Annotated in this window: 21 protein-coding genes; 12 read left to right on the top strand and 9 right to left on the bottom strand. The window is 39.2% G+C overall.

The genetic code is table 11. The annotated features are described in order from the left end of the window. Positions 1-192: 192 nt before the first annotated feature. On the top strand, positions 193-609 hold the full coding sequence (locus F931_RS12275) for a hypothetical protein (protein WP_016141679.1): 417 nt from the start codon (positions 193-195) through the stop codon (positions 607-609). A gap of 18 nt (positions 610-627) precedes the next feature. On the opposite strand, the gene rlmKL is transcribed toward F931_RS12275, so the two are convergent. After that, positions 628-2,838, bottom strand: a complete 2,211-nt coding sequence (gene rlmKL, locus F931_RS12270) for a bifunctional 23S rRNA (guanine(2069)-N(7))-methyltransferase RlmK/23S rRNA (guanine(2445)-N(2))-methyltransferase RlmL (RefSeq protein ID WP_025470350.1) — start codon at positions 2,836-2,838, stop codon at positions 628-630. Between the two features lie 239 nt (positions 2,839-3,077). Between rlmKL and F931_RS12265 the strand changes: the two genes are divergently transcribed. The 5 genes from F931_RS12265 (at position 3,078) to F931_RS12245 (ending at position 8,325) form a co-directional block, all read left to right on the top strand. After that, positions 3,078-3,422, top strand: a complete 345-nt coding sequence (locus F931_RS12265; protein WP_016141677.1) for a hypothetical protein — start codon at positions 3,078-3,080, stop codon at positions 3,420-3,422. Positions 3,423-3,546: 124 nt separating this feature from the next. Then, positions 3,547-4,563: an aspartate carbamoyltransferase catalytic subunit gene (gene pyrB, locus F931_RS12260; protein WP_016141676.1), complete on the top strand. Its 1,017-nt coding sequence runs from the start codon at positions 3,547-3,549 to the stop codon at positions 4,561-4,563. A 12-nt stretch (positions 4,564-4,575) separates the two neighbouring features. Then, positions 4,576-5,811 (top strand): dihydroorotase, encoded by a 1,236-nt coding sequence (gene pyrX, locus F931_RS12255; RefSeq protein ID WP_016141675.1) that lies wholly within the window; start codon positions 4,576-4,578, stop codon positions 5,809-5,811. A 213-nt stretch (positions 5,812-6,024) separates the two neighbouring features. Further along, the gene (locus tag F931_RS12250; RefSeq protein ID WP_016141674.1) at positions 6,025-7,452 is read left to right on the top strand and encodes an OmpA family protein; all 1,428 of its coding nucleotides are present in this window, start codon (positions 6,025-6,027) and stop codon (positions 7,450-7,452) included. Positions 7,453-7,545: 93 nt separating this feature from the next. After that, positions 7,546-8,325: a Rossmann-like and DUF2520 domain-containing protein gene (locus F931_RS12245; RefSeq protein ID WP_016141673.1), complete on the top strand. Its 780-nt coding sequence runs from the start codon at positions 7,546-7,548 to the stop codon at positions 8,323-8,325. A gap of 13 nt (positions 8,326-8,338) precedes the next feature. Here F931_RS12245 and yliJ read toward each other — a convergent pair whose 3' ends face one another. From yliJ to trmB, 3 genes are all read right to left on the bottom strand, one after another. After that, positions 8,339-8,965 carry a glutathione S-transferase family protein gene (gene yliJ / locus F931_RS12240; RefSeq protein WP_016141672.1) on the bottom strand — a complete coding sequence of 209 codons (627 nt, stop codon included), beginning with the start codon at positions 8,963-8,965 and terminating at the stop codon, positions 8,339-8,341. A 287-nt stretch (positions 8,966-9,252) separates the two neighbouring features. Beyond that, positions 9,253-9,627: a hypothetical protein gene (locus F931_RS12235; RefSeq protein ID WP_016141671.1), complete on the bottom strand. Its 375-nt coding sequence runs from the start codon at positions 9,625-9,627 to the stop codon at positions 9,253-9,255. A 171-nt stretch (positions 9,628-9,798) separates the two neighbouring features. Next, on the bottom strand, positions 9,799-10,515 hold the full coding sequence (trmB, locus tag F931_RS12230) for a tRNA (guanosine(46)-N7)-methyltransferase TrmB (protein ID WP_016141670.1): 717 nt from the start codon (positions 10,513-10,515) through the stop codon (positions 9,799-9,801). A 145-nt stretch (positions 10,516-10,660) separates the two neighbouring features. On the opposite strand from trmB, the gene F931_RS12225 reads away from it, so the two are divergent. Further along, positions 10,661-13,099 carry an ExeM/NucH family extracellular endonuclease gene (locus F931_RS12225; protein ID WP_016141669.1) on the top strand — a complete coding sequence of 813 codons (2,439 nt, stop codon included), beginning with the start codon at positions 10,661-10,663 and terminating at the stop codon, positions 13,097-13,099. 207 nt (positions 13,100-13,306) lie between these two features. Continuing rightward, positions 13,307-13,918 (top strand): glutathione binding-like protein, encoded by a 612-nt coding sequence (gene gstB, locus F931_RS12220; protein WP_016141668.1) that lies wholly within the window; start codon positions 13,307-13,309, stop codon positions 13,916-13,918. Between the two features lie 60 nt (positions 13,919-13,978). Here gstB and F931_RS12215 read toward each other — a convergent pair whose 3' ends face one another. Continuing rightward, complete coding sequence (locus tag F931_RS12215; protein WP_016141667.1) at positions 13,979-14,323, bottom strand: hypothetical protein; 345 nt, start codon at positions 14,321-14,323, stop codon at positions 13,979-13,981. Between the two features lie 171 nt (positions 14,324-14,494). After that, the gene (gene ahpF, locus F931_RS12210; protein ID WP_016141666.1) at positions 14,495-16,060 is read right to left on the bottom strand and encodes an alkyl hydroperoxide reductase subunit F; all 1,566 of its coding nucleotides are present in this window, start codon (positions 16,058-16,060) and stop codon (positions 14,495-14,497) included. 257 nt (positions 16,061-16,317) lie between these two features. On the opposite strand from ahpF, the gene F931_RS12205 reads away from it, so the two are divergent. Further along, positions 16,318-16,536 carry a DUF1653 domain-containing protein gene (locus F931_RS12205; RefSeq protein ID WP_004702746.1) on the top strand — a complete coding sequence of 73 codons (219 nt, stop codon included), beginning with the start codon at positions 16,318-16,320 and terminating at the stop codon, positions 16,534-16,536. 45 nt (positions 16,537-16,581) lie between these two features. Continuing rightward, positions 16,582-17,169: an O-methyltransferase gene (gene mdmC, locus F931_RS12200; RefSeq protein WP_016141665.1), complete on the top strand. Its 588-nt coding sequence runs from the start codon at positions 16,582-16,584 to the stop codon at positions 17,167-17,169. Between the two features lie 65 nt (positions 17,170-17,234). On the opposite strand, the gene F931_RS12195 is transcribed toward mdmC, so the two are convergent. Next, positions 17,235-17,450, bottom strand: coding sequence for a KTSC domain-containing protein (locus F931_RS12195; RefSeq protein WP_005070287.1), 216 nt, complete (start codon positions 17,448-17,450; stop codon positions 17,235-17,237). A gap of 194 nt (positions 17,451-17,644) precedes the next feature. Next, the gene (ahpC, locus tag F931_RS12190; RefSeq protein ID WP_003652649.1) at positions 17,645-18,208 is read right to left on the bottom strand and encodes an alkyl hydroperoxide reductase subunit C; all 564 of its coding nucleotides are present in this window, start codon (positions 18,206-18,208) and stop codon (positions 17,645-17,647) included. A 352-nt stretch (positions 18,209-18,560) separates the two neighbouring features. Between ahpC and hrpA the strand changes: the two genes are divergently transcribed. Both hrpA and fabH read left to right on the top strand, forming a co-directional pair. Then, positions 18,561-22,418, top strand: a complete 3,858-nt coding sequence (gene hrpA / locus F931_RS12185; protein WP_016141664.1) for an ATP-dependent RNA helicase HrpA — start codon at positions 18,561-18,563, stop codon at positions 22,416-22,418. 95 nt (positions 22,419-22,513) lie between these two features. Next, on the top strand, positions 22,514-23,620 hold the full coding sequence (gene fabH, locus F931_RS12180) for a beta-ketoacyl-ACP synthase III (protein WP_016141663.1): 1,107 nt from the start codon (positions 22,514-22,516) through the stop codon (positions 23,618-23,620). A gap of 103 nt (positions 23,621-23,723) precedes the next feature. Here the strand turns inward: fabH and F931_RS12175 are convergent, their stop codons facing one another. Then, the gene (locus F931_RS12175) at positions 23,724-24,986 is read right to left on the bottom strand and encodes an OprD family outer membrane porin (RefSeq protein WP_016141662.1); all 1,263 of its coding nucleotides are present in this window, start codon (positions 24,984-24,986) and stop codon (positions 23,724-23,726) included. Positions 24,987-25,001 lie beyond the last annotated feature (15 nt).

Here is a 25,001-nt window from a genome sequence, read left to right as displayed (position 1 = left end):
GGTACTGATGTACAGGCCTAAGATAAAAATCTATAAAACAACGTGAATCTTCACAAAATACGTGTGAAATATTTCAGGTTTTAAAATGATCAATGTTAATGGTCGGGAAGTCTATTTATAAGATTGCGACATGTTTAAAAAATTGTTAATTTTGTTCGATATAACGAACAATAACAATTTAGGATAGATGCAATGAACAATAAACAAGGATCTGCGCTGTGTGTTTTAGGCCTTATTACGCTGATACCAATGAATGTTTTGGCAGCACAGCCTCTGAGTGAAGGGGCATTAGCGACACAGACAGGGGCAGTGAATGCTGCTTTGCCTGTGATTATTGCAAAAGCTCAAGATGATGCTAAAAAACCTATGGTAGAACAACAACAAGCACGTCAGGCATTGGGCGATAACTATTTACAACAAGTTCGATGGGATGCGCTTAGAACGAGCGTACTTTCTCCTTATCAAGAACAAAAACAGAATCATGTGCTAGATAGTAAAGAAAAGAAGAAACTGGAAATGATTGCGTTACCGGAAAGAGCAGACCGATTTACCAAATATGATTTTGAATCAAAAAATGTTCATGGTGAGGTTATTATTACCGTGAAGTAATAATAACCTCTAATCTTATTAATATTGATCTAGACCAGGATGCTGGATTTTCCATGCACGGTGGATTTTCTGATTACGTTTAAAATCAAGTCCAATCGTTTCAGAAGTGATTTCTTCAACCTGAAAAATAGCTTCAATCTCTTCATCCATTTCAAAACCACGATAGTTGTTTGAGAAATAGAGCGTTCCTTCACTGTTTAATCGGTTCATTGCACGTTTAATGAGTGAAACATGGTCGCGTTGGACGTCGAAAGTACCATAGAATTTTTTAGAGTTTGAGAATGTCGGTGGATCGATAAAAATAAGATCGTATTGTTCATGACCTTCTTTTAACCATTCAAAACAGTCGCTCGCAAAGAACATGTGCTGTTCATCTGCATGATCTACAGTAAGACCGTTTAAAACGAAGTTTTCTTTTGACCAGCTTAAGTAGGTATTAGATAAGTCTACACTTGTCGTACTTGCAGCACCGCCTAAAGCAGCATGTAAGCTTGCTGTAGACGTATAACTATATAAGTTCAAGAAGTGCTTACCACGAGCTTCTTGAGCAATACGTAAACGCATTTGACGGTGGTCAAGGAATAAACCTGTATCTAGGTAATCTGTTAGATTCACTAAAATTTTAGCTTTACCTTCTTGAACGATAAAGCGTTTTGAAGCTGTGCTTTGTTTCGTATATTGATTAGTACCTGTTTGGCGCGCACGCGTCTTAATAAAGATGGCATCGCGGTTTAAACCGGTAACAGCACGAATCGCAGCGAGTGCCAAATTAAAACGTTTTTTTGCTTTTTCAGGATCGATCGTTTTTGGTGGTGCATATTCCTGAACATGTAAGCGATCACCATATAAATCTACAGCGACATTAAAGTCAGGTAAGTCCGCATCATACAAACGTAAGCAATAAACATTTTCTTTGGTTGCCCATTTTTTCAAGGCAGTCATATTTTTTTGCAGACGGTTAGCAAAATCTTGAGCTTCTTCCATTTCAATAGGTTGAGCTTGCCAAGTTGCTAAAAATGGCTGAGTTACTTTTTCTGGCTTAATTGAACCAAAACGAATGTAAATCGGTAACTTACCATTCATTAAACGCAAGGTTTCAGGCGCTTCAAATGCTAAAACATCGGCTTGTTCAATTTGAGCTGCAATAATAGCTGCATATTGATTTGGGAAATGTTTTTGTAAAAGTGCAGATAAACCTAAGTAAAGAGAGCGGTTAGATGCTTTATCACCTAAACGTTCACCGTATGGAGGGTTTGTCACAATAAATGCAGTTTTGCCTTCAGTAGAAAAATCAGGCCAGTCAGCTAAAGTACGTTCTTCAATTTGAATTTGACCTAATACTTTTTCAAAGCCCGCCGCAATAATATTTTCACGAGTCGCTTTTACCGCTTCCCAATCTGCATCGTAGGCATAAAATTTAGGTAAAGGTAATTCTAGCGCTTTTTCATGACGTTCTGCTGCTTCAGCTTTAAGTGAAAGCCAAAGTTCGCGGTCATGACCATGCCAACCATTAAAACCAAAACGGCGAACAAGTCCTGGTGCACGGTCAGTCAAAATCATTAATGCTTCAATAATAAATGTACCTGAACCACACATTGGGTCGAGCACGATCTCTGGCTTACGTTGCTGAAGCTGAGCTTTTTGTAAGATTGCCGCAGCAAGGTTTTCTTTAATTGGTGCATCCGTCATATAACGACGGTAACCACGTTTATGTAATGAATCACCAGATAAATCTAGGCAGTAGGTATGTTCAGTTTTACCTGCTAAAACATAGAGCGTAATTTCTGGTTGTTTGGTGTCAATGCTTGGACGACGACCTACAGCTTCCATAAAGGAATCGACAACACCATCTTTTGCTCGAAGTGTTGCAAATTGAGTGTTAACCTTAATTTCACGCTCTGCATGTAAACGAATTGCAAAAGTACTTTGTGGTGCAAAAATAAGTGACCAGTCAAAGCTAATTGCACCTTCATAAAGCTCTTCAGCTACATCACGTGCATCGTGTGTATGTTCAAGTTCATAAGTATGAATTGGAAGTAAAACACGAGAAGCAAGACGTGACCACATACAGATGCGGTAAGCATGTTCAAGCGTTCCTTCAATGATTAAACGTCCTGCTTTACGTTCTGTCACTTTGGTGCCAAGCTGTTCTATTTCTTCTTGTAAGAGGGTTTCTAAACCATCAGCACAAGTAATCCAATAGTGGTTTAAACGTAAAGAGGTATTCATAAACTCGATTGACCAAAACATATAAATATTAACGATGCAAAGTTTAACTTATTTTGATGTGTAAAGGTTTTTAAATTATTGCAACCTATCACAATCCAACCAATAAACTGATTTTTATAGATTAATACAGTAAAAGTGGTATGTATTTTGCTAACTCTATCCCATCAATGGTTATTTATTTAACAAACAAAGCTATTTTTTAACCATTTTATTATTTTAAAGTGATGGGGTAATAATAAATGAAAGACATGATGGGGAATGGTTTTATTGCCAATGCAGATGCTTTCTCGGTAGCCACACAGATCTATGTACGCATGCGTAGAGTGACGGGGCGGGTAATAGATGCAATGTACATGGTTCAAAACAAAGATTATGCCAAATATGTCATTGCGCTTGCACTAGAAACTGAAGATGACGAATTAAAACGATGTGTTGAGCGATTGAAATCGTTGCTTGATACAATATCTGAGCCTTCTCAAAAAGAAAAAATTGCTGTTGGGAGAGTCGAAGAAGAGTCGGAAATTACCGCCGAAGATATTTATCGGGCACAAGTTCCACACCATTACATTGGTGCATTAAGGTAATTGCCAATAAGGTTCTAAGTTTTCTGGTCAATTTAGGGCCTTATTCTGTAAAGTTCTTCTGCGAAAAGAGCGGAATTCAGCTACACTATGCACGTTTTCGCGATTCGACCCATAGGAATCCATTATGCATATTGCAGCGTTGCATCAACCGAGCCAGGTTCAGCTCAATCAAGACGGAAATTTGAAACATTTTTTAACGATTGAGGGACTTTCAAAAGAAAACCTCACCAAGATTTTAGATACCGCACAAAGCTTTTTAGATGATAATAATAATTTAATTAACCGTCCGCTCTTAGAGGGATTAACGGTTATGAATCTCTTCTTTGAAAACTCCACCCGTACCCGTACTACTTTTGAAGCAGCAGCTAAACGTTTGTCTGCCAATGTATTGAACATTGATATTGCACGTTCAAGTACTTCAAAAGGTGAAACTCTGCGTGATACGCTCTGGAACCTTGAAGCAATGGCAGCGGATATTTTTGTTGTTCGCCATTCATCTTCGGGTGCTGCACATTTCATTGCTAAAGATGTATGTCCAAAAGTCGCAATTATTAATGCAGGGGATGGCCGTCATGCACATCCAACGCAAGCGATGCTCGATATGCTGACTATTCGCCGTGAAACTAAAAAACCATTTGAAGATTTAAGCGTTGCCATTATTGGTGACATTAAACACTCTCGTGTTGCACGTTCAGATGTGGCTGCACTGCAAACGTTAGGCTGTAAAGATATTCGTGTGATTGCACCGAATACATTATTGCCGGTGGGCTTTTCTGAATATGGCGAGCATGTTCGCTTATTTAACAACATGGATGCTGGAATTGCAGATTGTGATGTAATTATTGCTTTACGTATTCAAAATGAGCGTATTGACTCTCCAGCATTATCTTCACAGTCTGAATTTTACAGAATGTATGGTTTAAACAAAGAACGTCTTGGTTTAGCTAAACCGGACTGTATTGTAATGCACCCGGGACCGATGAATCGTGGTGTAGAAATTGATTCAAGTGTTGCTGATGGAGACCAGTCAGTTATTTTGAAACAAGTAACTAATGGTATTGCAGTTCGTATGGCCGTATTGGCGTTATCAATGCAAGGCCAACTCCAAGAGCAAGGTTTAATTGAAGCGATTACGTTGTAAGGAATGGATCACATGAGTATTGTAAAAATTGAAAATGTACGTGTGTTAGACCCAATCCAGAAAACAGATAGCGTACAAACTGTATATCTTGAAAATGGCAAGTTGATTGCTCCGGTAGAGCAAGTTGAACAAACTATTGATGGACAAGGTAAATGGTTAATGCCAACCATGGTTGATTTGTGCGCGCGTTTACGTGAACCAGGTCAACAACAGCATGGGACATTAAAGTCGGAAGGCAAGGCAGCACGTAGCAATGGTATTTTGCATGTCATTACTCCACCTGACTCAAAGCCGATTGTACAAGACAATGGTGCTCTCATTCATGGCTTGATTGAAAAGGCATGGCATGATGGGGGGATTCACATGCATATCATTGGTGCCCAAACACAAGGTTTAAATGGGAAACAACCAGCGAATATGGCAGGCTTGAAAAAGGGTGGTTGTACTGCTGTTTCTAACGCAAATGCTGCTTTTGAAAATGATGATGTCGTTATTCGTACCTTGGAATACGCAGCGGGTCTCGGTTTAACAGTCGTGTTTTATGCAGAAGAACCTCAAATTGCTAAAGACGGATGTGCACACGAAGGCTTTATTGCTTCTCGCCAAGGTTTGCCAATGATTCCGGCAATTGCTGAAACTGTGGCAATTGCAAAATATTTGCTTATGATTGAAGCAACTGGTGTAAAAGCGCACTTTGGTTTGTTGTCTTGTGGTGCATCAGTTGAATTAATTCGTGCAGCAAAAGCAAAAGGTTTACCTGTAACTGCCGATGTCGCAATGCATCAGTTGCATTTAACTGAACATTTAACGGATGGTTTCAATTCGCTTGCGCATGTTCGTCCACCATTGCGTTCTGAGCAAGATAAAGAACTTTTACGTCAAGGCTTAAAAGAAGGTGTGATTGATGCGATTTGTACGCATCATGAGCCTTTAAGTAGTTCTGCAAAAATGGCGCCGTTTGCTGAAACTCAACCGGGCATTACCGCTTTTGATACCTATGTATCTTTAGGTATTCAGCTTATTAATGAAGGTTTATTCGAACCTTTAGAGTGGGTTGAAAAAGTGACTAGCGTGCCTGCGCAGGTGGCTAATATGACTACGCGTTGGAAAGATGAAGCAGGATGGGTATTAGTAGATCCTGAATTAAGTTGGACGGTAAGCAAAGAAACTATTTTATCACAAGGGAAAAACACCCCATTATTGGGTCAAAACCTTACGGGTAAAGTACTTCAAACTTTTGCTAACTGATCAAACGCTTAGTTAAATTAAATTTAAAATATAAACAGGTAGATCAATGAGGTCTACCTGTTTTGTAAATAATAGATGGAAATTTGTATATAAATTATTTAAAAAACAACAAAAGATTGAGCACAGATTAGAATAAAAAACTATCAGCAAAGAGAAGTATTTGAATAATCAAAAGTTGCTGGTTACGACTTATAAGATTCGGGAGAATAATCAATGTCGATAAACCCTATAGAACTGCTTAAAGAAAAAGTATCATCAACATTATTAAATAACCAGGACGGATACCTAGGCGAAAAATCGAATGCTTTATCTAAGTTTTATCCTATTTTACTTTCATTATTAGCTGCTAAACCTGATCTTATTGGACAATTAAAAAATAGTTTGGCTCCCTCGTTATCAGACCTTTTTTCTCATAATGACCAAATCAAGAATACTGTACTGACTCATTTAAGTGGTACAGCACCAAATAATGAAATCGAAAGCACACTCAACAGTGCAATTAAACCTAGCCTTAATGCAATTTCGGAGGTTGCCGGAAATGATCAACAGAGTATTGTGAATTATTTACGTCAGCACGCAGAAACTATTCGTTCGCATTTACCGGGATGGGCAGTAGGTCTATTAGCTCCTTTAGGACTTGGTGCAGGTTTATCTTCAGTTCCACATGCAACTTCAGCAGCCCCGCCATTAGCTGCAGCCAGTGAAAAAACAGGCAAATCTCGTGGGTTCCTCCCTATTATTGCCTTAATTATTTTGGGTCTTATCATTGCTTGGTTATGGCGTTCTTGCCAGCATAAAGAAGCTGTACCAGCACCTGAACCTACGGCTGCTAGTGGTGTTGAAGCAACTACTGCAGCCGCGCCTGCGAGTTTAACTTTAAGTACAGATGATAAAGGTGCTGTGAGCCAGTGTCAGGCAGGTATTGGTGATCAAGGATTCTTAGCAACATTACAAACCCAAGTTAAGCAAGTTTTCTCATCAACTCAAGATTGTAATGTGGATACTAGTCAAACTTATGCGGCTGGATTTACAGACAAAGATGCGCTGGCGGGCGTACTTGGTGCATTAAAAGGTGTGCCAAATGCATCTTTAGAATGGATAGGTGACAAAATTACTTTGAAAGCAGGTGATGCAGCAGCTTTAGCAGCATTAACCGCAAAAGTAAAAGCACTTGTTCCTCACACTGAAGTCGTTTCTACAGCACCAGAAACAACTGAACAGTCTGTAAGTAATAGCTTAACTGCTTCGCAAACTGCTTTGGGCTCAATTGACCCGAACAATGTCGATGTAAATGCGTTAGTGAAAGCGCTTAACTTGCAAATCATTAATTTTGCGAGTGGCTCTAGTGACATTCCGGCAGATAACAAAGCTATTCTTGATCAAGCTGCAACACTTTTAAATAAAGTAAGCGGTGTGAAATTAAATGTAGGCGGTCATACTGACTCGACTGGTAATGCTGCGGCAAATAAAGCTTTATCACAACGCCGTGCTCAAGCTGTGGTCGACTATTTAACATCTAAAGGTGTAGATGGGTCTAAATTAGTTGCACAAGGTCATGGCTCTGATCAACCAGTTGCAGAGAACACGACAGAAGAAGGGCGTTTTAAAAACCGTCGTATCGAGTTTTCAGTAGCTCAATAATGCTCTGATGAATTAAAAATTAGTTATTTTAATTTGAAAAAAGCTTCTCATTTTGAGAAGCTTTTTTGTTGAAACAAATAGTGTTGGATTGATATGAAAATCAGTTTGGTGGGAAGTGGGCGAGTTGCCTTTCATTTGGCAAAAGTACTTTTGGCTCAAGGTCATCACATCGTACAAGTCTATGCGCGTGATTTTGAGAAGACCCAGAAATTTGCAGAGAAAATCCAAGCAAAAGCCTGCCAGTCTCTTCGCGAATTTCAACAGACTGAGTTAATTATTCTGACAGTTTCAGATAGCGCAATTGCAGAGCTTGCAAAACAGGTTCATGAGTTATTTCCTGAAACACTTATAGTGCACACCTCTGGTAGCACAGATATTGAAGTCATCAGTCATGTGCATGAAAAAGCAGGGGTATTTTATCCATTACAGACATTTAGCTTTGAAAGAGAAGTTAATTGGTCGGCAACGCCTTTATTTGTTGAAGCGGTAACAGATGCGGATCAAGCAATACTTGTAGATTTAGCAAATAGCCTAAGTGGTCGAGTGTATCAATACACCTCAAAACAGCGTTTAACTTTGCATTTGGCAGCTGTGTTTGCTTGTAATTTTAGTAATTATTGTTTTGACATGGCAAAGCAGATTGTAGATAAAGAGCAGGTCGACTTTAGCTTGCTTTATCCTTTAATTGTGGAAACAGCAAAAAAAGCCACTGAAAATGATCCAAAGCAAATGCAAACAGGGCCTGCAATGCGAGGCGATCAAAACATCTTAGCAATGCATCAAGATTTATTAGCTCAAGCAGAGCGGGATGATTTAAAACAGGTGTATCAACTTTTAAGTGATGGCATCGTAAAGCGCCATCACTCGGACTAAGGCTTGTTCAAAATTAAGGTTCGCCGTTATTGCCCCATTTTAAGAAACCCGCACGTTGATTTAACAGTTCAAAATATTGATCGACATGCTTAAGCGTTGGATGGTCAAAAGGAGTGGCTTTCCAACGTTGTACAGACAGCCCAATTGGAATATCGGCTAAGCTAAATTGTGAGCCTGCAACATAAGCCTGAGTTTTTGCGAGTTGTTGATCAAGAATCTGCATATGATGATTCCAGTCATCAATACCTTGTTGTAATAAATTTGGATCTTGATGATCTGGTGAGTGTCTCAAGAGAGACATAATCGTATAGGTCCAGCTGTTATTCAGCTCGATCGCTTGCCAATCAATCCACTGGTCAACAAAGAATCTTTCTTTTGCTTGAGTAGGGTAAAGCTGCTGCTCTTTATCGTAAGCATTTGCCAAATAACGGATAATACTGTTGGACTGCCAAAGGACTAAATCGCCATCTAAAACAACAGGAATTTGTCCATTTGGGTTTAATTGTAAATATTCAGGTGATTGAGCAGAGCGAAAGCCTCGTCCCCAATCTTCTCTTTCATATTCAAGATTTAGTTCGTCACACAGCCATAAGACTTTGCGAACATTAATGGAGTTATCGCGCCCTAAAATTTTTAACATATTGTTTTCTGACTTTTCGTGAGTTTAAGTAATTAGTTAGTGAAGCGTTCATTCTTATATCTTTAACATGATTTATGAATATTAATAAGTCTAGAGAATAAATAAAGTGGTATTTAAAGAAAATTATATTGCTTGTGAGTTTTTTGTTTTGAGGGTGAATTAAAGAAGGATTTAACATACCTCAAGAGTTACTTGGAAACAAAATGAGCATCCGCTCCTTAAGTTGTCTGTATCCGCTTTTATCAGGTAATAAAAAACCGCACTTCGGCGGTTTTTTGAATTTTGGTTTATCTACATTGGTTCTCTGGCTTGTGTAATTGCTCACGCAGCCATTCAGAATCCTCCTGTAGATTTTCTTTAGTATATCCCATTGTTCTAACCTCTTCTGAGGCTGATTCATATTCTTTAAATCTACTTAAGATAAAGTCAAAAAGTTCAATATTTTCTTTCCATCCTTTGCAATCAAGAGCTTTGAGTTTATTAGACCTAACAAGATCTTCTTGCTCAGTTTTTGCTTCTGTGGAAATGATTTGATTTCTGTCCGATTGTGTTTGAATGTATCGTTCCATTAACTTGTAATATTTAAGTTCAAAGTCTTCTTGAGTTGAGGCAAAGCAGCCACTTGAGACAATTATGCAAATTAGAAATGTGAAAAGCTTCATTGTTATTTTCTGTTTGGTTAAAATGATGGTTATTATTATATTTATATAACTAATAATTCAAAAGTTATTTTCATTTAACTCTTTATGCTCAGCTAATTTTTAATTCTACTTTTTCACTAGATTGGTTTTAAAATAAAAAGGCCTAGTTTATGACTAAGCCTTTTTTATTATTTACTTAATCTTCTTAAAGATAAAGTCATTAATTTTATGACCTGACTCGATGCCACGGCGTTCGAACTTAGTCACTGGGCGCCAATCTGGACGAGGGTAACTGTTGCCTTTACCCGCCAAGTTCTCAAGATCTGGACGATTATCTAAAATATCAAGCATCCATTCCGCATACGGTTCCCAATCTGTTGCTGCGTGGAATGTGCCACCAAGCTCAAGTTTCTGTTCAACCAATTGCATACGTTCATGAATAACAAAACGGCGTTTGAAATGACGTTTCTTTTGCCAAGGGTCTGGGAAGTAAAGTTGTACGCAGTTAATACTGTTGTCTGGCATTTCACGTAAAACCTGAATTGCGTCTGCATCAAGTACACGTAAGTTTTTAAGTTCTGCCATACCAGCTTCATAAAGACACTGAGCAATACCAGGTACGTGGACTTCAATACCCACATAGTTACGTTCAGGGTTTGCTTTTGCCATAAGCACTAATGAACGACCCATACCAAAACCGATTTCAACAGTTAAAGGACGTTCTGGATGTTCGAAGTGTTGGCGTAAGTCACCAACAGGATATTCCAAAATTAAATCGCGATGTTGTTCTAATGCCGTGCGTTGAGACGTATTAAGGGGTGCTGAACGACGCATAAACGTCACAATTTCACGGTGTTCAGGCAAATTGTCTAAGTCTGCAATTTGCGTTTCTAACTGATCGATCGACATAACCTTGGCAATATTGAAATTCAAATGCGGTATTTTAAGTCTTCATGTGGTCAAGTCAAATGTTTCGGTGTTTTTCTTCATGTAGATGTCATGTTCAATATTTAATCTAAGAATCTATATAAATTTCAAATGAACATATTTACTCATGAAAACTTTTCAATTACGCACACTTTCTGTGCTATTAGGGGCACTGGGTGCTTTTACCTATAGTCCTTGGGCACAAGCACAGCTCATGTTTAGTCAATATGTTGACGGCAGTAGTAACCGCAAAGGTTTGGAAATTTATAATCCAGACGGCACTACAGTTAATTTAGCCGACTATGAAATTCAACAATTTAATAATGGTGGTACAGCAAAGACAGTGGCTTTTCGTTTACAAGGCACACTCGCGAGTAAGCAGAAGTTTTTAGTGGGCCGCTCAGAGTTGCAAACTGAGCTTGGTAGTAAAGTAAATCAGGTCGCTGCGTTATCTTTTAATGGGGATGATGCCGTTGTGCTTGTGTACAAAGGCACACCTGTAGACCGTTTTGGGCGTATTGGTGAGCGACCGGAAGCTGGATGGGGAACAGCCGTTTCAAGCTTGGGAAATAGTTTTAAGCGTATTGAAACAGAGAACCCAGCTTTAAGTATTGATGCAACTGCAGCATTTGATTTGGACCGTTCATGGTCGGCTTGGACAAACCGAAATGACTTTTCAAATTTATCTGGCTCAACAACACAGCCACCTGTTGAAACAGTGAGTTGTTCAAGCCCCGATACACCAATTGCTGATTTAGCAACCGCAGCACAAAACCAGACTTATACCGTACGTGGGGTAATTACTGCCGACTATCGTTATGCCAATGGATTCTCTGGTTTTTATGTTCAAACACCTGATACGAAAGCACGTGCAAATGTCAGCAATGCCATTTTTGTTTATATTCCGAATAGTAGTGCCGTGAAAGGTGGGCAAGTTGGCGATGAGGTTATTTTGCGTGGTCGTTTAACGTCTTATCAAAATCAGCTACAAATAGATCAATTACAACAAGATATTCAAGCCTGTAATAGCAATATGGCAAATCAGGTTCAGCCGATTAACCTTGAACTTCCGTTTGCTAGTTTAACGGGTGGCTCCCTTAATTCACCGCAGCGTTATCAAGGTATGTTGGTCAAATTACCTCAGACTTTAACGGTGAGCGAGAACTACAATTACGGCCGTTATGGTGAACTATCCTTAAGCCTAGGTCGCTTATATATTCCAACCAATTTATATCCCGCGTTATCTCCTGAAGCTAAAGCTCTAGCCCAGAAAAACTTACTGTCGAAAATTATTTTTGATGACGGCTATAACAATCAAAACCGTACTCCGTGGTTACCGACAAATTTTAGCGCTGCCAATACGCTACGTTCAGGTTATCAACTTAAAAATGCTGAAGGTATTTTGGAATACCGTTTTAATGGTTGGCGTGTGCAACCTGTACTTGGGCGCAATCAACCTGAAGTGATTACTCAAACAAACCCGCGTCAAAGTGTCATTACCAAAAATGCTAATCACATTCGCGTAGCTTCATTTAACGTTTTGAACTATGACAATGGTGCAACTGGTTTCCCGACAGAGCGCGGCGCAACGACACAAGCTGAGTTTGATAAACAGCACCGTAAAATTGTGAGTGCACTCAAAGCGATTGATGCCGATGTCTACGGTTTAATGGAAATTGCGAACAATGGTTATGGCCCGAACAGTGCAATTGCTCATTTAACGAGTGCTTTAGGTAGCGACTGGAAATACGTCGTTCCTGAAAACTTAGACCGTTTAGGTGGCGATGCAATTGCGGTTGCTATTATTTATAACAGCAAGCGTATTAAGCCTTTAAACAAAGCTGTTGTGCTTGATTTAGGCGACAAGAACCGAACAACATTGGCGCAAAGTTTCCAAGCCATTCATGGCAATAAAACGTTTACTGTTATTCCAAACCACTTGAAATCGAAAAGCTGTAGCGGAGTTGATGCTAACTCAAATGATGCAGACCAGAAAGATGGGCAAGGTTGCTGGAACCCGACTCGTGTAAAAGCCGTTGATCAAATTGTGCAATGGCTCGCGAAAAATCCAACTCAAGTGCCTAAGCAAAATGCTTTACTTGTCGGAGATATGAACAGCTATGCAAAAGAAGAACCAATTTTGTCATTTGAAAAAGCGAACTACAAAGTTTTGCTGAATGACGCCAAGGTAGGGCAAGGGGCTCAGGCATATAGCTATGTTTTTGGTGTTGCAAGTGATGCCAATGGTAATGGTGGAGCAGGTAACTTAGACCATGCAATTGCGGATGCCTCTTTATATCCAAAAGTGGTAAGAACCTTTGCATGGCATATCAATGCAGATGAGCCAACAGCTTTAGACTACAACGAAGAATATAAAACTGATGAGCAAAAGACATTGTTCTATGGTGAAGATGCTTATCGTTCTTCAGATCATGACCCTGTAATTGTCGATCTAGATTTAAATGGAAAAGACTCAAGCCATCCTGATAATGATAAGAAAAACGGTATTTTTGATTTCTTAACTGAATTAATGAATTGGCTTAGTCAGCTTTTTAAGCGTAATTAAGGGAAAAGTTGCGTGACGCAAATGTGTTTTATCATATTTTAAACAATCGTCACGCAAGACAACTTGCAAGGAATAAATTTTTCAAGAATATTAGATGGTGTAAGTATTTTATAAGTTTACGCTTTTTTACAATTAAGGAATTGTGCAAACCTTGCAGGTTTTCTAGAAGCAATTTAAAACGTTAATATGAGATAACAAGGATCAGATATGAAATTATATTATTCGCCAGGCGCATGTTCTTTAGCTGCACATATTATTTTAAATGAAATTAATGTTGATTTTGACTTAGAACGAGTAGATTTAAAAACACATAAAACAGAAAAAGGCGCCGACTATTACGAAATTAATCCAAAGGGATATGTACCGGCATTAGAAATTAATCCGGGTTTAATGTTAACTGAAAATGTTGCGATTTTACCTTTCCTTGCTCAGCATGATCCTAAGCAGGATTTAATTCCGCCATCAGGGATGGGCCGTGCGAAAGTATTGGAATGGTTAGGATATTTGAACTCTGAATTACATGATGCTTATGCAGTCTTCTTTGGGGCGCCGTTAACCACTGATGAAAAAACCAAAGCTTATGCAGAAATTGATCGTCTTTTAAAATATATCGATAATTATTTGTCTGAATCTGATTACGATTATTTAGTAAATGATAATTTCGGTCCAGCAGATGCTTATCTATTTGTTTTAACAAATTGGTCAAACTCAATTGAGCATGATTTAACACCATATAAGCACATTATTGCATTACGTAATAAAGTTGCAGAACGTCAATCTGTACAAATTGCGATGCGTGATGAAGGTTTAATTTCATAATAGATTTTAAAGACATGAAAAAGCCCCTAATCAATAGGGGCTTTTTTATACTAAAGACGATTAGTGTTGAGCGTCTTTTTTCACTTCAGCAGCAGTATTTTCAACAGCTTGAGCTGTATCAGCAGTTGCCTTACGAGCTGTCGCTTCAGTTTGCGCAGCAGCATCAGCGGTTGCATCAGCAGCGTGGTCAGCAGCAGCATCAATTTTGTTTGAAGCGTTGTCTGTTGCAGTTGCAATATCATCAGCAGCTTTATCACCAGCAGACTTGATATCAGCACTTGCTTGTTGAGCAGCATTTTCTAAATGTTCACCTGTAGTCGCGCCAGTTTCTGGAGCTTTATCTTTATTACAACCAACAAGGGCAACAGTCGCAGCAAGACCTAAAGCAACAAGTAATTTATTCATTGTGTTTTTCCTTCTAATTCATGGCATCCAAATATGGATGTCTAAAATATAAACATAAAGTAAATGATTAATAAAGATCGAAAATTGTTAAGAAGTTGTAACTCTATTATTAAAAAAGCCTAGCATTTTGTAATGCTAGGCTTGAACTAAACCATAATGATTTGACCGATTTTACTGCCCAGAACGGATGATGTAATCAAACGCAGAGAGTGATGCTTTAGCACCTTCACCTGTAGCAATAATGATTTGCTTGTAAGGTACTGTCGTACAGTCACCTGCAGCAAACACACCTTGAACATTGGTTTCGTTACGGTCATTGACAATGATCTCACCACGGTTGGTTAACTCAACTTCACTGTCTTTCAAGAAGTCAGTGTTTGGCAATAAACCGATCTGTACAAAGATCCCTGCAAGCTCTACCACATGCTCTCCATCAGTGGCACGGTCTTTATATTTAAGACCAGTCACTTGTGAGCCATCACCCAGCACTTCTGTACTTAAGGCATTCATAATCACAGTTGTGTTTGGCAAGCTATGCAATTTGTTTTGCAACACTTGGTCAGCACGAAGTTTGGTATCGAATTCAACCAAAGTTACATGTTCAACAATTCCTGCAAGGTCAATCGCAGCTTCAACGCCTGAGTTACCGCCACCAATCACGGCAACACGTTTGCCTTTGAACAATGGACCATCACAGTGTGGGCAGTACGCTACACCACGGGTACGGTATTCTTGCTCACCCGGTACGTTCATTTCTCTCCAACGTGCACCTGTTGAAAGGATCACTGTTTTTGATTCAAGTTTTGCACCGTTTTCAAGTTCAACTTCAACCAGACCGTTTATCGTTTGGTTGGCACCTGTGATTTTGCTCACACGTTGCAGGTTCATGATATCAACATCATATTCACGGACATGGGCTTCCATCTCGGCAGCAAACTTAGGACCTTGTGTCTTTTGCACAGATGTGAAGTTTTCAATGTCCATGGTATCCATGACCTGACCACCAAAGCGTTCAGCTACGATACCGGTGTTAATGCCTTTACGTGCCGCATAGATCGCAGCTGTGGCACCCGCAGGCCCACCACCAATCACCAATACATCAAATGCATCTTTGGCATTCAGTGCTGCTGCATCTTTTTCAGCTGAGTTAGTGTCAAGTTTCGCCACAATCTCTTCAAGGGTCATACGACCTTGACCAATGTGTTCGTTGTCTTGGAATACCATCGGTACAGCCATGATTTTGCGTTGTTCGACTTCGTCTTGGAAGAAGGAACCGTCAATCATGGTTGCTGTGGTGTTCGGGTTATAAATCGCAATCAGGTTAAGCGCCTGTACTACATCCGGACAGTTATGACAGCTTAGAGATACAAACACATCAAAGTTTGCTTTGAGGTTTAAGCCTTTAATCTGGCTGAGCACTTCATCTGACACTTTAGGTGCATAGCCAGACACCTGTAACAGCGCCAAGATCAAAGACGTAAACTCATGACCCATTGGTAAGCCTGCAAAGAACACACGAGGCTGTTCACCTGCTTTAGCCACACCAAAGCTTGGACGACGTGTATTGTTGCCATCAAAACGGGCAGTGACTTGGTCAGAAAGCTCGGCGATTTCAGTGACGAGTTCTTTAATTTGAGCAGCTTTATCTGACTCATCTAAAGCAGCAACTAATTCGATTGGACTTTCTAAACGTTCTAAATAAGCTTTTAATTGAGTTTTAATGTTTTGATCTAACATCTGTTTTTTACTCCAATGCATCCAAATTCTTTCAATAGATGCATAGTACGTTAAAACATAAAATAGGTAAAACAGTATGTTTTTATATATTTAATCGGTTTTTTGAATTAACAAAAGCATTCATAAACAAGATCAATAATTTATCTCTAAAATACGCTTTTTGATCTTTTGTAGCGTTTTAAAGTGAAAGTATTTAAAAATTTATATATGTTATAGGGCTGTAAAGATTTTATGTCATAACATTAAAAGGTACTTTCATGTCATTGCAACGCGGCATTTATCAGCATTATAAAGGTAATCTCTATCAAGTTTTTTCTGTAGCAAAACACAGCGAGACTGAAGAAGAATTAGTCGTTTATCAGTGTCTTTATGGTGACTATTCAACTTGGGTACGTCCACTAGATATGTTTACTGAAACGGTTCAAATGGCTGATGGAAGTATCGTGCCGCGCTTTAAGTTAATTCAAAGCACTTAATTCAAACGGCTGTCATATAAAATAACGATTTTAAAGGGTGAATATATGCCAAATACTTTTTTCTTACAAAGAGTTGCCGATTTATATGACACCTTTAAACGACATGATGCCCAGCAGGCAGATCGTTTGCTAAGGTATCGCAATATTGAGGCTGAGTCTGCGAAACTGCTATCGCAATTTATTCGAATGCAGCAAGCCAAATCAATTTTAGAAATCGGGACTTCAACAGGTTATTCTACTTTATGGCTTGCTGAGGCGGCACAAGCAACACACGGTAAAGTAACCACGCTTGAAATCGATGCCAATCGGAGTAATGAGGCGAAACGCCATGCGACTGAACTGGCATTAGATGAATTGGTTGATTTTTGGGTAGGAGATGCAGCCGACTATTTAAAAGAAGCTCAGGAAACTTTCGATTTTATTTTGTTAGATGCTGAGCGTCCTGCTTATGAGAATTATTGGCCAGATTTAAAGCGTTTAATGAAGCCAAAAGGTGGCGTACTCATTATTGATAATGTCATTTCACATGCGGCTGAGGTCAGTTCATTCTTGTCTTTAATTAAAAAAGATGAAAATTTTATGAGCAGTATTTTACCCGTAGGCGCTGGTTTATGTATTGTGGTGGCGAGATAAACTATTTAAAAATATGATTTAATTGCTCATAAAGGCCTGTTCAACGCAGGCCTTATTTGATTAGGTTATGATGCATTGACTAAAGATAGGCGAGTAAAGTGTAAGTCGAATTCTAAATATTTATGTACAAAAGCAGCTTTGTCTGTTGAGCGTAATAAGTTGTCATAAATAAATTCTGGTACAGGATGATAAAGTTCGCCCGAACCATCGCTATAAAATATTTTTAGATGACGTGAAGTTGCATTGTATTTCCATGAAGTGACTGCCACAGTATTCGCCATAAATTTTTCCCCTTTTATTTCATATGATTTAAGCTCAAAAAATATCGGTTATTTATTCGACATTACTCAAACTTCATGTAATGGGGAAGGGCATAATTGTAAAAGTATCAGTAGAAAATGTGATGTGCTTATTCAAAACAAAAGAACCACCCGATGAGGGGTGGTTCTTTGAGTTTTTAAAATCTAATAAGAGATTAGATTTTACCAACTAGGTCGATAGATGGAGCAAGAGTTGCTTCGCCTTCTTTCCATTTAGCTGGGCAAACTTCACCTGGGTGAGCGTGTACGTATTGAGCAGCTTTTACTTTACGAAGAAGTTCAGATGCGTCACGGCCGATACCACCAGCGTTGAGTTCAACGATTTGGATTTTACCTTCTGGATCGATAACGAAAGTACCACGGTCAGCTAAACCTTCAGATTCGATAAGAACGTCGAAGTTTTTAGAAAGAGTCCAAGTTGGGTCACCAACTAATGGATATTGGATTTTTTTGATTTCTTCAGAAGTGTCGTGCCAAGCTTTGTGAGTGAAGTGTGTATCAGTAGATACAGCATAAATTTCAACACCAAGTTTTTGGAATTCAGCGTAGTTGTCAGCTAAGTCACCAAGTTCAGTTGGACAAACGAAAGTGAAGTCAGCTGGATAGAAGAATACAACAGACCATTTACCTTTAAGGTTAGTTTCGTTAACTTCAACAAATTGGCCGTTGTGGTAAGCAGTTGCTTGGAATGGTTTAACTTCAGTATTAATCAAGCTCATCATTGTCTCCATGATTGAGGTTTATATTTAAACTTGTTTACGAGATCTAGAATAAATAAAAATTCTTTATTGGGGAAATAGTATTTTTACATGACTAAAATCGGAAAATCGAATAAGTGATAAATTTACGATTTTTAAGTCCCCAAACACTGTATTCGATTTGACTGCAAAAACATGTAAATCAAATGACAGTTATCGTAAAAGAAACTTGCCTAACAACATGAAGTCTAGTGAGACAAAATTCAAGGGCAAAATTTTAAAAAATTAAAAATATATAAAAACCCAACTGTTTTACCTTATGGTCATTAGAGCGTAAAATAGAGGATTGTTGTATTTTCAGGAAAATTTGTCTGTGCAGAATGATTTAAATATTGATCAGTGGGTGATGGCAAGAGATCGTTACCGTTTAAATCGTTTGCGTAAAGATAAAAAAGCCAATGCAGCAGAGATTGAAAAATTATTTGAACAATCTAATGCCAAAGTAAGACAGCGATTTGAACGTCTCCCTAAAATTAAACTGAATCAGGATTTACCTGTTTCTCAATATGCTGATCGTTTAATTGATGCAATTCAAAAGCATCAGGTCATTATTGTGGCGGGTGAGACGGGTTCGGGTAAAACCACACAGCTTCCTCAGATTGCAATGTTAGCAGGCCGTGGCTTAACCGGTATGATTGGACATACTCAACCACGTCGTTTAGCTGCGCGTAGTGTTTCTCAACGTATCGCAGAAGAAGTTGGCGAAAAGCTTGGCGAATCGATTGGTTTTAAAATTCGTTTTAATGAACAAGGTTCGCAAGATTCAATTGTACGGTTAATGACCGATGGTATTTTGCTTGCCGAGTTAGGCAATGACCGCTTCTTGTCTAAATATGACACGATCATTATTGATGAAGCGCATGAACGCTCACTCAATATCGATTTTATTATGGGTTATTTAAAGCAGTTACTGCCAAAACGCCCAGATCTAAAAGTGATTGTGACTTCGGCAACTTTAGATGTAAATCGTTTTAGTAACTACTTTAATAATGCACCAGTTTTTGAAGTAGAAGGTCGTAGTTATCCTGTCGAAGTGCTTTATCGCCCAATTTCAGAAATGAATATTGGCGGCAGTGATGACGATGAGTTTGATGATTTTGAAGAAAACCTTCCTCGTGCAGTTGTACAAGCGGTAGAAGAATGCTTTGCGGATGCAGAGGCAAAAGGTCATCCAGAACATGCCGATATTCTGATTTTCTCAAGCACAGAGCAAGAAATTCGTGAGTTGCAGGAAACGTTGCAAAAGTACGGACCAAGACATACCGAAATTTTACCGTTGTATGCACGCTTAGCTGTTTCTGAACAACAAAAGATTTTTAGTCCGGGTGGAAAAGGTCGTCGTATTATTATTGCGACGAACGTAGCCGAAACTGCACTTACGGTTCCAAATATTCGTTATGTGATTGATAGTGGTTTTGCTCGTATATCGCGTTATAACTACCGTTCACGTGTACAACGCTTACCAATTGAAGCCATTTCTCAAGCCGCAGCCAATCAGCGTAAAGGGCGTTGTGGTCGTATTGCTCCAGGTGTGTGTATTCGTTTATATAGCGAAGAAGATTTTTTAAGTCGCCCTGAGTTTACCGAACCTGAAATTAAACGAACCAACTTGGCTTCGGTTATTTTGCAAATGCAGAGCTTAGGGTTAGGTGAGTTAGAAAACTTCGATTTTATTGAGCCACCAGATTTCCGCCTTGTAAATGATGGCCGTAAACTGTTGATTGAGTTAGGTGCCCTTAACGAGAAGAAAAATGAGCTGACCAAAGTTGGGCAAATGATGGCACGTATGCCAATTGACCCACGACTTGCTCGTATGATTATTGGTGGTGCGCATTTTGGTGTGCTCAAAGAAATCTTAATTGTAGTGAGTGCTTTAGCTGTTCAGGACCCGCGTGAGCGTCCGGCAGATAAACAGATGCAAGCTGACCAAAAACATGCATTATTCCGCGAGGCAGATTCAGATTTTCTGTTTTATTTGAAACTTTGGGAGACTTTAAATCCTAAAGGTGAAGCAGGGATGTCTGAAAATAAACGACGTCAATTTGCCAAGCAGCATTTCTTAAGCTGGTTGCGTTTACGTGAATGGAAACAGACACACCAGCAATTGGTTGAGTTAGCCGAAGGCTTAAAACTTAGTTTTAATGAAAAAGCTGCAAATTATGAAAACTTGCATCGTGCGTTGCTGACAGGTTTATTATCGTTCATTGCCAATAAAACTGATGAACGAAATACCTTTATGGCAGTGCGCCAGCAAAAGGCTAAAGTTTTCCCTGCGAGTACTTTGCATAAAACCAATACCTCTTGGGTGATGGCTTTTGAGATGGTCGAAACCTCTCAAGTGTACTTACGTACTTTAGCCAAAATTGACCCTGAATGGATTTTGCTTGCTGCACGTGATTTATTGAAATATCACTATTTTGAGCCGCATTGGTCTAAGAAAGCTGGGATCGTAAATGCATATGCACAAATTTCGTTGTTTGGTTTAATTATTGAGCCGAAACGGTTAATTAATTTTGAGAAAGTTGATCAGCCTGCTGCCCATGAGATTTTCTTACGCGATGCATTAACCACGGGTAACTTGGGTACGATTCCACCATTTTTAAAACACAACTTACTTAAGCTTGAAGAAGTAGAGCGAGTTGAAGATAAATTGCGTCGTCGTGATTTAGTGGTCGATGAAGAAACGATTTATCAGTTTTATGCGTCTAAAATTCCGGAAGAAATTGCGAGCCGTCGTAGCTTTGAAGACTGGCGTGCCACAGTAGAAGCAAATAATCCACGTTATTTATTTATTGACGATGAGGCGCTTTGGCTCAATGACCGACCAACAACGCAGCAATTTCCAGATCATTTGCACAATGGTCAGCTACGTTTAGCAACCACATATCATTTTGACCCGAGCCATGACGAAGATGGTGCAACTGTTCAAATTCCTGTGCAGGCGCTGCCTCAGGTTGATGAAAATATTTGGTCATGGGGAATTCCGGGTTGGCGCCAAGATTTAATTGAGGCTTTACTTAAAGCTTTACCAAAAGACAAGCGTCGTAATGTGGTGCCAATTCCTGATACAGCCCGTAAGCTCATGCAAGGCATTGATGCTGTACATTTACGTGAACATATTTTCAGTTATTTAGCTTTTGCCTTGCGTGGTGAGCAAATTACCGAAAAAGATTTTTCGTTTGAACGTATTGACCCATATTTGGTGCCTTTCATTAAAGTGATTGATGAAAAAGGCAAGCTGATTGCTAAAGGTCGTGATTTACCTGAGTTAAAAGCGCGTTGCCGCGTGGAAACACATCGTCCAGTCAAACAGCAAAAAGGTGAGTTTAAAGACTTTCCTGAAAACTTTACTTTCGAGGCTTCTCATAAAGTTACGGGCGTTGTAGTCAAACAATATCAGGCTTTAGTACCGACCAAGGCTTTTGCTGAGCTCGAAGCTAAAGATGAGTCAGGCATTGTTATTCAAACGTTTAACGATCAAGCTGAGGCGATTAAACAGCATCGCGAAGGGATTATTCGTCTGGTTCATATGCAGCTTGGTGACTTGGTTCGCCAGTTGAAAAAGCAGATTTCAAAACCGCTCGCGTTGGCTTATTCACCTTTAGGAGATAAAGCTAAGCTTGAGCAGATGTTGGTCTATGCAACCTTGCAAATGGCAATTACGACTTTGCCCATTAACGCTGATGAATTTAATAAGCTGCTAGATCAGGTCAAAAAGCAATTTTTGAGTCATGGGCAGCAAGCACTTGAGCAATTAAGTGATATTTATATTCAATGGCAGCAAATTCGCCGTCAGCTTTTAGTGCTTGATCCAGATGTGTTTGGACGCAGTATTGATGATATTGAAGATCAACTAGATCTCATGTCACTTGGCAATTTTGTTTACCGCCAACCGGTTGATCTTTGGCAGGAATACCCGCGTTATTTAAAAGCATTGCTATTGCGTTTAGATCGATTGCCAAATAATCTACAGCGAGATCATGCTGCTATTGACGATGTCGATCCATGGATGGACAAGGTATTTAAATTCAAAAACAATCCCAAAATCAAAGAATTGTATTTGATGTTGGAAGAATTCCGCATTTCTTTATTTTCTCAACCGATGAAAACTAAGATGCCTATTTCGCCAACTCGACTGCAAAAGTTATGGGATCGTTTGGGAATCAGTTAAGATAGATCGGGGTCTGTTTATGTTGTTGTTTAGCCTACAACGCAATTTATAAATGAAAGATTAACAGACCCTATTCATTTTTTTAGGAGTTTTACATGGGCATTCGTATCACAGGTACTGGGTTATTTCACCCAACAGAAATCATTTCTAATGAAGAACTGGCCGACAGTTTAAATGCTTATGTGGAACAATATAACCAAGAGAATGCAGAGAAAATTGCAGCAGGTGAGCTAGAAGAGTTACGTGGTTCTAGTGCTGAATTTATTGAAAAAGCGTCTGGTATTAAGCGCCGTTACGTGATTGAGAAATCAGGTATTCTCGATCCAAATCGTTTGCGTCCTCGTTTGTCTGAACGTTCAAATGATGAACTTTCACTTCAAGCAGAGTGGGGTGTTATTGCTGCGAAACAGGCAATGGAAAATGCAGGCGTAACTGCTGAAGATATCGATGTTGTAATTTTGGCATGTTCAAACATGCAGCGTGCTTATCCAGCTGTAGCGATTGAAATTCAGTCGGCACTCGGTATTCAAGGGTATGCCTATGACATGAACGTTGCATGTTCAGCTGCTACTTTTGGTTTGAAACAAGCGGCAGATGCAATCCGTTCAGGTGCTCGCCGTGTTTTATTGGTGAATGTCGAGATTACATCTGGTCACCTAGACTACCGTAACCGTGATTGTCACTTCATTTTTGGTGATGTTGCAACGGCTTCTATTATTGAAGAAACCACGACTAAAACTGGTTTTGAAATTTTAGATATTCATTTATTTACTCAATTTTCAAACAACATTCGCAATAACTTCGGTTTCTTAAACCGTAGTGAAGATGCAGTGGTTGATGACAAGCTGTTCCGTCAAGATGGCCGCAAAGTATTTAAAGATGTTTGTCCGCTCGTAGCAAAAATTATTAATGCACAGTTGGAAAAAATGCAGTTAACCGCAAACGATATTAAGCGTTTCTGGTTACACCAAGCCAATGCCAACATGAATGAATTAATCTTGAAATATGTGGCTGGTAAAGAGGCAGATTTAAGCCGTGCGCCAATTATTCTAGATGAGTTTGCCAATACCTCTTCAGCAGGCGTTATTATTGCTTTACACCGTACAGGCCATGAAGTGGATGATGGTGAATATGGCGTGATTTCATCTTTCGGTGCTGGTTATTCAGTCGGTTCGATCGTTGTACAAAAGCACATTGCTTAAGTTGCAAAGTTAATTAAAAACGCTCGTAAGAGCGTTTTTTTATGAGCGAAATCATATAAAAAAGCGGACCAAAATTGGCCCGCTGAGATTGAATCAAAAGTTATTAAAACTTTTTGGTGTAGTTTACAAACAAGCGGTCTTCACCAAAGTCATTGCCGTGTTTAACATTGTAATCAATGCGAATGTATTGCAGCGCAATACCCTTTAACAATGGCTGTTGAAATGCATAGTTTAAAATCACATTCGACTCAGTTTCATGGTTTTTCTCACCATTGGCTGCTTTAAAGTCATGGCCGTAAACATATTTCACCATCGCATTTAAGCCCGGTACAAAGTCTTTAAAGTCATAGCCGTACATCACATGGTAAGACTTTTCATCTTCTTTAAAGAAACCCGTTGCATTCCAGTTAATGAAATACGTTTCTGGCAAGAAACCATCCGGTAGAGGGTAAGCCGATTCACCCATAATCTGTTGGTACCCCAAGCCAAAGGTATGGTTTTTTACTTTAAGAGTCTCCAGCACCCCAATGTTTTGCGCATCAATATCAAAAGTATTGCCATCATCTTTTGCATTAAAGTATTTAAACTTAGACGTAAGAGCGAAATTAGGTTGTTTCCATGTATGCTCAAGCCCTACATAGTGTTTATTGTAGAGGTCTTCTAAATTACCAAAGTAATATTCGCCCTTGAGTGACGGCGTAAATTGATAGCGCAGGTCAATGTAGTTAAGGCCATCAGATTCTTTAGTAACTCCATTTGAAGTAAATGAAAACTTTTTAAAGTCTTCTTCATTTCGTGGAGATACTTTTTCAACCCGACCAATCTCAGCGTAAAGTTGATCTGAAAGTTGTGACTTAAGATTGGTTCCCCAATAAGAGGCAAGCAGTTGTCGGCTAGCGTCGACAGCTGTTACAGGTAAATCGAGCCAGAGTTCACCGACACTTAAAAGAGTTCTGTCATAACCCAGTTTTAAAGTCGCGCCGTATTTTAGATAGTCTGATGCCTGAGATTGTGTTTCTTTATTAAAAGGCAAAACTGTGTCGGCGACATGTTTATCTGAACTCAAGCGCACGGCGTATTGAACAGAAGCATCGGCACCAATGGTAATGGGCTTATCTGCAATTTGCAGAGGGGTGTCATGCATTTTCGATTTATAAAATAATGACGCTGCCTGAGACCAGCTGCCGGTATCTTTGAGCGCATCATTATCAAAATTACGGTTGATATAGGCATTTTTTAGCGTGAACTTCCATTCATCTTCGCTTTGTTGAGCCGTATCTGCTGCCCATAAACTTGAGCTAGTCAAAAAACCTAATAATGTTGCTATCGCTAAAGTGTGTGGTTTAAAACGGTGTAATAATTCCATAATCCATTTCCAAAA

It is taken from the genome of Acinetobacter pittii ANC 4050 (genome assembly GCF_000399685.1).
Lineage (GTDB): Bacteria > Pseudomonadota > Gammaproteobacteria > Pseudomonadales > Moraxellaceae > Acinetobacter > Acinetobacter pittii_E.
This window is presented reverse-complemented; position numbering and strand designations above follow the sequence as displayed.